At 47.1% G+C, this 8,059-nt stretch carries 8 protein-coding genes; all 8 read right to left on the reverse strand.

Going from position 1 to position 8,059, the window contains the following annotated elements; translation table 11 throughout:
- Nucleotides 1–179 precede the first annotated feature (179 nt).
- The 8 genes from Q0238_RS03815 to Q0238_RS03850 all read right to left on the reverse strand — a co-directional run bounded on the left by Q0238_RS03815 (nt 180) and on the right by Q0238_RS03850 (nt 7,847).
- Complete coding sequence (locus tag Q0238_RS03815) at nt 180–869, reverse strand: response regulator transcription factor (RefSeq protein ID WP_297943051.1); 690 nt, start codon at nt 867–869, stop codon at nt 180–182.
- Entirely contained in the window at nt 859–1,647 is a 789-nt protein-coding gene (locus Q0238_RS03820; RefSeq protein ID WP_297943053.1) for an ATP-binding protein, read from the reverse strand. The genes Q0238_RS03815 and Q0238_RS03820 overlap by 11 nt, the downstream gene beginning before the upstream one ends.
- 105 nt (nt 1,648–1,752) lie before the next feature.
- The gene (locus Q0238_RS03825) at nt 1,753–2,475 is read right to left on the reverse strand and encodes a cache domain-containing protein (protein ID WP_297943056.1); all 723 of its coding nucleotides are present in this window, start codon (nt 2,473–2,475) and stop codon (nt 1,753–1,755) included.
- Nucleotides 2,476–2,492: 17 nt separating this feature from the next.
- Nucleotides 2,493–3,077, reverse strand: a complete 585-nt coding sequence (locus Q0238_RS03830; protein WP_004318790.1) for a NapC/NirT family cytochrome c — start codon at nt 3,075–3,077, stop codon at nt 2,493–2,495.
- Between the two features lie 13 nt (nt 3,078–3,090).
- On the reverse strand, nt 3,091–3,489 hold the full coding sequence (locus Q0238_RS03835) for a cytochrome c3 family protein (RefSeq protein WP_297943060.1): 399 nt from the start codon (nt 3,487–3,489) through the stop codon (nt 3,091–3,093).
- Entirely contained in the window at nt 3,483–5,036 is a 1,554-nt protein-coding gene (locus tag Q0238_RS03840; protein WP_297943062.1) for a flavocytochrome c, read from the reverse strand. The genes Q0238_RS03835 and Q0238_RS03840 overlap by 7 nt, the downstream gene beginning before the upstream one ends.
- A 16-nt stretch (nt 5,037–5,052) precedes the next feature.
- Nucleotides 5,053–6,213 (reverse strand): Opr family porin, encoded by a 1,161-nt coding sequence (locus tag Q0238_RS03845; RefSeq protein WP_297943064.1) that lies wholly within the window; start codon nt 6,211–6,213, stop codon nt 5,053–5,055.
- Nucleotides 6,214–6,224: 11 nt separating this feature from the next.
- On the reverse strand, nt 6,225–7,847 hold the full coding sequence (locus Q0238_RS03850) for an aromatic amino acid ammonia-lyase (RefSeq protein WP_297943066.1): 1,623 nt from the start codon (nt 7,845–7,847) through the stop codon (nt 6,225–6,227).
- Nucleotides 7,848–8,059: the final 212 nt, after the last annotated feature.

Below are 8,059 nucleotides of genomic sequence, written 5' to 3' on the forward strand. Positions count from 1 at the left end.
ATGAGACGTAAGCCGCCGCCTCGTTTCCGTCCATCGTTTTCATAACTTTTGCCATATCAAACTCCTTGGTTATTTAATTGGCGTATTTTACTTACTTTTGCTTAATTTTGAGTAGATTTAAGCGGTTTGAGCTATCGCCTAAATTTGCTTAGTTGCTAAAATTTATATTTCATCCGAAGCTACTTGTTATTTGAAATTTTATATCCTACTCCGGAGATATTTTCTATCAAGCTTTGATCCGTTTTTAATCTGATTTTTTTGATTACCATCCGCAGCGCCTCGCTACTCATAGCCTTTTCGTTCCAAACAAAATTTTCGATCACCTCATAGCTTACGGTTTTATTTAGATTGCTTACGAGTAGAAAAAATAGCTTCGCTTCGATCTTTGTAAACGGAACTTGTTCCCCGTTTTTAAATAAAATTTTACTGGCCGAATCGTATTCGTAAATGCCGCCGAATTCGATTTTATTGTCGTATAAATTCTTTGTCGCCATCAGGATTGTAGTTTGCAGCTCCTCGATACGGAAGGGCTTGCGCAGATAGTTGTATGCGCCAAGCTCGATTGAGGCGAGCATATTTTCGCTCGTATCGTAGGATGTAATGATGATGGAGGCTACGTGCGGCGCGCGCTTTTTGATCTCATCGAGCATCTCAAGCCCGTTAAGGCTAGGTAAATTTATATCGGTCACGACGATGTCGAACTCGCCTTTAAAAAATTTCTCAAACCCCTCGATGCCGCCCTTTGCAGTTTGGATATTTTTGCAATAAATTTGAAGCGACTGCGCGATAGCAAGCCTCGTATTTTCGTCGTCCTCTACGAGCAAGACGGAGATATTTCCGAGCTTTTTTAAAATATTTTCATTTATCATTTTCCACCTTTACGGCTATTTTTAGCATAAATATCGTCGGATTTTTGAAATTTACCACGCTCAGATCGCCGCCGCATTTTTTGTTTGCGATGAGCTTTGAGACGTAAAGCCCGAGCCCGCTGCTGCCCTTCGTACTGCAAAAAGGGGTAAAAATTTTATCTCTTTGTACGTCTATGCCGTCTGCGTTGTCGATAACCCTGATGAGGAAGTGCGTGGCGTCGCGCTTAATATTTACGACGATCCTACCCCGTTTTTGATTTTTTGCGTTTTGCAGCGCCTGCTTGGAATTTTGGATCAGGCAGGCGATGATCTGCTTAAACTCGTTGGCGTAGTTTTCGCATAGCGGGCTCACGCCTCTTGCCACGCTTACTTTTATATCGACCGTGCGCTTGCTGGGGAAGAGCACGCAGATCGTATCGCGGATCGCGCCATATATATTAAAATTCTGAACCCTGCTCTCTATCTTGTAAAAATTTTTAAACGTATCCATCGTCTTGCTCATATAATCGATATTGGCTAGCGATCTATTTATGTTGTCGTAAAAAATTTCATCGCTCAGCTTGCCCGTCTTTTTAAACTGCACCAGATTGCCCAAAAAAATCCCGAGCGAGTTAAGTGGCTGTATCCACTGGTGCGAGAGCGCGGCGATCATCTGACCGAGCTCGGCCATCTTCGTCTGCTGAAACAGAAGTATCTCATACTCCCTCTTAGTCTGCTCAAGTAGCCTGGTTTGGCGGTCAAGCCTCTTGTTGTAAAAATACGCGAGGATCAAAAACAAAAATATGCTTATTACGTAGATCGTTAAATTTACGATGAACTGCTCGTTTATTTTGTTGTAGATGTTCTTTTTGAGCGTCTTGGCTACTAAGACGAGCTTTGAGCCCTAAAGCGGCTTAAAGGTAAAGATCGCATCGTCCGTCTCATAGCCTTGCGTTTTATTTAGATCCAAATTTTCTATGTTAAATTTTATCTTAGATAGCTCGACGCTTTCGATCGGGTGCAGCAGCACATTTAGGCTCTCGTCGATCAAAAATAGATACCCGTTTTCGATCCGCAGATCTAAAATTTCAGTTTTGATATCGCTAAAGGATATTACGCCGCAGAGCACGCCTTTTAGAACCTCATCCTGCTTAATGCTGCTGCATATCGAGATGACGGGCACCTTAAGACCCACGTCCGAATAAGGCTTGGTGATGTAAATTTTATCCTCTTTTACCGTGTTGATATACCACGGACGAAGCACGGGGGAGTAGTTTTGCGGCCTGTCAAACAGCCTGCTTGAGATGGTTATGTTGTTTTCGTATCCTGCATAAACGCTTGAAAAATTTGCGATCTCTTGGCTTTTGTCTAAGATATCGGTTATGATCTGCTCATCTGTCGCGGAATCGTATTTGGATATGAGCTCGTTTACGGCGCGCAGGCTCGATTTTTTATTTTCGAGCCATTTTTCTATACGTTCGCTCGAGCTTTTTAGGATGCTTAACTGCTCGCGCACCAAAATTTCTCTTACGAACGAGCGGTTAAGCATATAATTTCCCGCCATCAAGGCAAGAAAGATGAAAGAGAATATTGCAAAAATATTATTTTTATAAACATTCTCTTTCACAAGGCGCCTCCGTTTTTCTATTTTTTCGGCTCGTCCTTTTTGGGTTCATCGTCCCAGTTGCCCACCGGCGGATTTTTGATCTCGTAAAGGATTTTGCCTAAATTCTTATGCCCTACCGTTTTGTGGCAGCTAACGCAGCTTAGTTTATCCTTTTTGTCTTTAAAATCCGCGTAAATTTTATGCATATCGTTTATGTTCGCATTGGTGGAATTTACGTCTAAAATTCTTTCATGACAGCTTATGCAGCCGCTATCATAGACGAATTTCGTTCGGTTTTGCCTATGCGCTTGCCAATCCATCTTATCCGCGTCGTTAAACATCATATGCGTAACCTCGTTAAAGCCGTTTAGCCCCTTTTGAAACACGTATGAGATGTAGCTGTCGTGCGGTAGGTGGCAGTCCACGCATTTTACCTTTATTCCCTTGCGGTTTGCGCCGCCGTGCTTATCTCCGTGATACGCCTGCACCATAGGATCCATCCACTCGTGGCAAAGGGTGCAAAATTTATCGTCGCCGGTCGAGTGGATGAGCGCATTGCCACCGAAAAATATAACGAAAGCGAAAACGCAAAATAGACAAAATTTTATAAATATTTTTTTCATAACGCTTCCTTTCCTACGGCACCAATATTTTTTTCATCGAGTCTTGCGAATGGCACATCACGCAGTAGTTCTGCGACGGCTTGTGCGAGCGGTGGCAGAGGTTGCAGTCCATTTTCGGATAATGCGGGCTTGCGTGGACGTTGTCGTCATATCCCAGATGTCCGCTGCGCTCGGCTAGCGCATCGTAGCTTTTGTGACAGCTTAGGCACTCGTCCGCGCTTAGAGCCTTATAGTCCTTCGGATCGGCCTGCTTGTGGCAATTTTTGCAGTCAAAGCCGAGCTTGTCGTGATGAGATTTGATCGGATAGTTTTGTTTATTAAATCTACCTGCGTCCGTAAGCGCGCCGTCTGCGCTAAATGCCACGCAAAGAGCGAAACAGGCGATCGCTAAAATTTTAAAAATTTTTAGCATTTTCTCTCCTTTTTGGCTAAATTTGCGGCATTTGCGCCGGCGATCCTGCCGAATACCAAGCAATCAGGTATCGCGCAGCTTCCAAGACGGCTCGCTCCGTGCGGTCCGCCCACCGCCTCGCCCGCGGCAAAAAGCCCCTCTATCGGTTTGCCGTTCGTATCATAAACCCTCGCTTGCACATCGATTTTAACGCCTCCCATCGTGTGATGTACCTTCGGCAGCGCTCGCCACGCGTAAAACGGAGGCTTAGTAAGATCGGGCACTATGCCTTTAAATTTAAAAAACGGCTTGTTAAATTCCTCATCCTTGCCCGCGTGCGCGTATCTCGTGTAATCATCGATCGTCTTTTTAAGGCCTTCGTAAGGGATATTGTAGTGCGCGGCGAGCTCTTTGATCGTGTCAAAAACTTTAATGACGTTTTTGTGGATGCCGCGATAAACGTTTGCCTTCGTCGTGCCCTGCGCGCCGACGCTATCGCAAATAACGACTGGGTGAGTGAGGCTGCCGTCCGGGTTTTTATGGATCTTTAAGATCGCGTCGGAGCGGATTTTGCGGTCGGCTAGCTCGTTTACGAACCTTTTTCCCGTGCGCGCATCGACCATCACGCCGTAGCTAAACGCAGGTATCGCAAACACCGGCGCTATGCCAAATCCCTTCTCGTCGGGGCTGCCCCAAGGCCCTAGCTGTATCCACTCCAAATCGCGCGTCGCAACGCCGTTTGCCATCATCATCTTTAGCGCGTATGCGGTCGCTCCGTAGTGGTTGGTACAGTCAAGATCGGGCGTTAGCGTAGGATCGATGGTTTGTCTAAATTTCACGTCATACGAAAAGCCGCCCGTAGCCATGACGATGCCGCCGTTGATCTTATAAAATTTCACCGTGCCGCTTTTGTTGTCCGCCTCGTCTTTGAGCGGATCGAAGATAAAATCGTAATTCTCCCTCACCTTCGCGCCGATTATCTTGCCGCTCTCATCGCGGATCAGATCGTCTAAGATCACGCGCGTGCGGATGGTCGCGCCGTGGCTCATCGCGTACTCTTGTAGTGGGATGGTAATCTTGCCGCCGGAGTTTATCTCGGGCCAGATGGTGCGCGGTACCGAGTGTCCGCCGAACTGTCCCAAGGCGTCGCGATAATAAACACCTTTTTTAAGCGTCCATTCATAAGCGTCGTTACCGTTTTTGGCAATCGTCTCGACTAAGTCTATTTGGTTTAAATTTAGTCCTGCTTTGAGGATATCCTTGATATACAGCTCATATGAGTCCTCGATGCCGCGCGCCTTTTGAAAGCTGGAATTTACCACCGCGATCGCGCCGCCGTTAATAGCGGAGTTTCCGCCGAGCACGGGCATCTTATCGATCATCAGCGTTTTTGCGCCTTCATCTAGCGCCTGACACGTCGCAGCCGAGCCCGCAAAGCCCGAGCCCACGACGAGCACATCCCACTCTTCGTCCCATTTCACGTCGCTCGCGTCTATCTGCGCGTTCGCAAACGCAGGAGCGACGGCGGCCATGCACAGGCCGCCTAAAAATTTTCTTCTACTATTCATTTCTCGCCTTTAAATTTTAAAAACTATAAGTAAGTCCCGCACCGATCTGTCTTAAAGCAGGATAGCCGGGCTGGGCCTTGAACGTCTGATCATAAATCAACATAGCTTTTAGACTTTGAGTAATCGGGTAGCTTAGCCACGCGCTAAATTCGCTTTGTCTATATCGCGTATCGTCGCCGCCCTTAAGCCTATAGCTCGTCGTGCCTAAAAGCCCAGTGAGCGAGAGCTTTTCTATACTCGTAGAGAGCATACCGTAGATCGTGCGCGCATCGCGCTCATACATAACGTCGCCCTCTTCAAACGGCACGATGTGATCGCCGGTTAAATTTAAACTGCCCCAGCCGATAGCCTTTCCTGATTTGGCATAACCCAGAGTAAGCTTGTGATCTTGAAATTTAGCGTATGCTGTAGCCTCAAACATCTTGCCGTCATCTTTTATCTTCTTCTCATCACTTTGCGCATAATGGATCATACCGCCCGCACCCCAATCGTCGTTAATCTGCCCGTCGAACATCACCTTGCCGCCCACGCCCGTAAAGACGTCGTTTGCATGCAAGACGTAAGCCTTTGCGCTAAATCCGCCGTCGAATTTATACGTAGCGCCTACGTTAAAGACGCCGCCGTGATCTTTATTTCTGTCCGTAAACCCCCACATCTCTTTATTCGTAGCCCTTCCTTGCGCTCGCGTCCAAAGCGCATCGATGGTTAAATTTGAAATCGAATTGTTCGTGATGCGCACGCCGTCGTTGTATCTGCCGATCCAATCCGTTACCATCTCTTGGCGACCGATCTTAACGACGGTATCGAAGGCGCTATATTCCAAATATAAATTTGAAAGCAACACGCGGTCGTTTTCGTAAATTCTCTCAGTCGAATCGCCCTTGCCGTGAAGAGTGTGTAAGTTTTTATGCCTTTGCCAAAATGGTGCCGCAGCCCTAAAGCCCGTTACGAGCTTAAAATCATAAAACGGCGCCGTTTCGTAATTTAATCCCACCGAGCCCACGACATAGGAAGTGTTGTTGTAATAGATCGATTTTTCACCCTTATTTACGTGCCTAGTTTCGGAAAAAGTGGAGAGGTCTCCGCTAAATTTGCCGTCTTTAAACGCCTGATCCAAACTATCGCCGGCGAATGCGGCGCTTGCTAGTGCGGCGAGCAGAGCCAAATTCCTTTTCATAAAGCACCCCCTTATTTATACTCTTTTAAAAATTTCGCGGAATTTCTAAAATCATCGCTCAAAGGTCGGTCGGTATCCATAAATTTCACGACTTTTCTATACTCGTCGTAGAGCTTTTTGGTCTGCGCGGAGAGCTTTAGGTTCGGGTTTTGCTGCATTCTTAGATCGATCGCTTGCGCGGCGTGGATGAGTTCCATACCCAAGATCGAGTAGAAATTTTCGATCTGCTTGGAAAATTTCTGCATCACAAAAGGCGCATTGGTCGCGACGTCTTCGATGTTGCCCGCTACAGGAACATAATCAAGCGATGCGGGATTTGCCAAAAACTCGTTCTCGCCCGCAAGCGCTACGAAAGGCTTTTGCATCGCGCCGAATGCATGCACGGTCTTGTCGGTGCCCAAAAAGCGGCTTAGATGCGTAAAGTTATCATCCGATAGCTTGATCGTGCGAAGCGCCGAAGCCTTTGAATTATGCGCGAGCGCGATGGATGCTTTTTCAAATTCTATCACCCACAAAAGCGGCTCGAAATTTGACGTAGGCACGACCGCGCCGCCTTTGGTAAAGAGCTTGCTTTCTTGAAATTTCGCACCCGCAGGCTGCTCGCCGATGAAAATTCCGGGATTGTCGTCGGAGGAGTTGAGCTGGATTTTCATCAAGTTTTCAAGGCTCTGTATGGATGAGCTCATCGCGGCGAAGAAATACGATGCGTCGCGGTAGCTGAGCGGATCTTGCAGCGCTCTCGTATCGTCCTTATCCCATAGATAGCTGTCTTTTAAAATTTCTCTTATCTGCTTTGCGGTGGCCTCAAACTGCGGAAACGGCCTTAAGCTCGCAGCCTCGCTCGAAAACGGAGCGACGTTGCCGTTTAGCGCCTCAAGGCTAAGGGCGAAGACGAGCTTAGACATCTTATCTGCCTGCTTCAAATCCTCCAGCGCAAGGCTCGCAAACGCTGCAGAATAGGCGTTTGAGCTTAAAATCGAAAGGCTATCCTTGCCAAACGGCGAGAGCGGCTTGAGTCCCGCTTTTTTCAGCGCCTGCGCGGCAGCCATCTTTTCGCCCTTGTAATACACCTCGCCTTCTCCGAGCATCGCAAGCCCTACGTGACCTAAAATCGTGATGTCCGCTTCGCCCATGGAGCCCACGCTAGGCATTACGGGGATGATGTCTTGATTTAAAAATTCTTTGTATAAGCTTATCACATCCTCCTGCACTCCGGCACCTGCAAAGAGCATATTGTTTAGCCTCGTCGCAAGCACCGCGCGAGCCGTTTTTAGCGGCATATCCTCACCGACGCCGCCGCAGTGCGCGTGGATGAGCCCGATATTAAATTTCGTAGACGCCTCAATCACCTCCGCGTCCAAATTTCCCTTCGCATCGACGAAGCTTCGGTCTTTATTAAGCCCCACGCCCACGGTAAGCCCGTAGATTTTCTGCCCGTCTTTTGCGGCGCTTAGTAAAATTTCATGCGCTTTTTTGACCTTTTGCATCGCGGCGTCATCGATTTTAACTTTGGCGCCGTTTGCGATCTGCGCTATCTCTTGCGGCGTCACGCCCTTGCCGTCAAGCGTAATATCCGAAGCGCTCAAGTTTAGCGCCAACATCGCTGCAATCGATAAAATCTTAAAATTTTTCATCAATTCCTCCTTGATAAAATTTGTGTAATTTTAAAAAAATATAATTTTTAAAAAGTAATTTATTTGTTTAAAGTCTCGAGCGAAAACGGCTCGCGTATGAAATGGGTTAAATTTAGCTATAATTTCCCGTTTAGAATTTAGCGCGGCACGTATATACGGCGCGGAATTTTAAAAATTTTAAAATTCCAAGCAGGACTCGAAAAGCTAAAAAC

The sequence above is a fragment of the uncultured Campylobacter sp. genome (assembly GCF_938045775.1).
GTDB lineage: Bacteria > Campylobacterota > Campylobacteria > Campylobacterales > Campylobacteraceae > Campylobacter_B.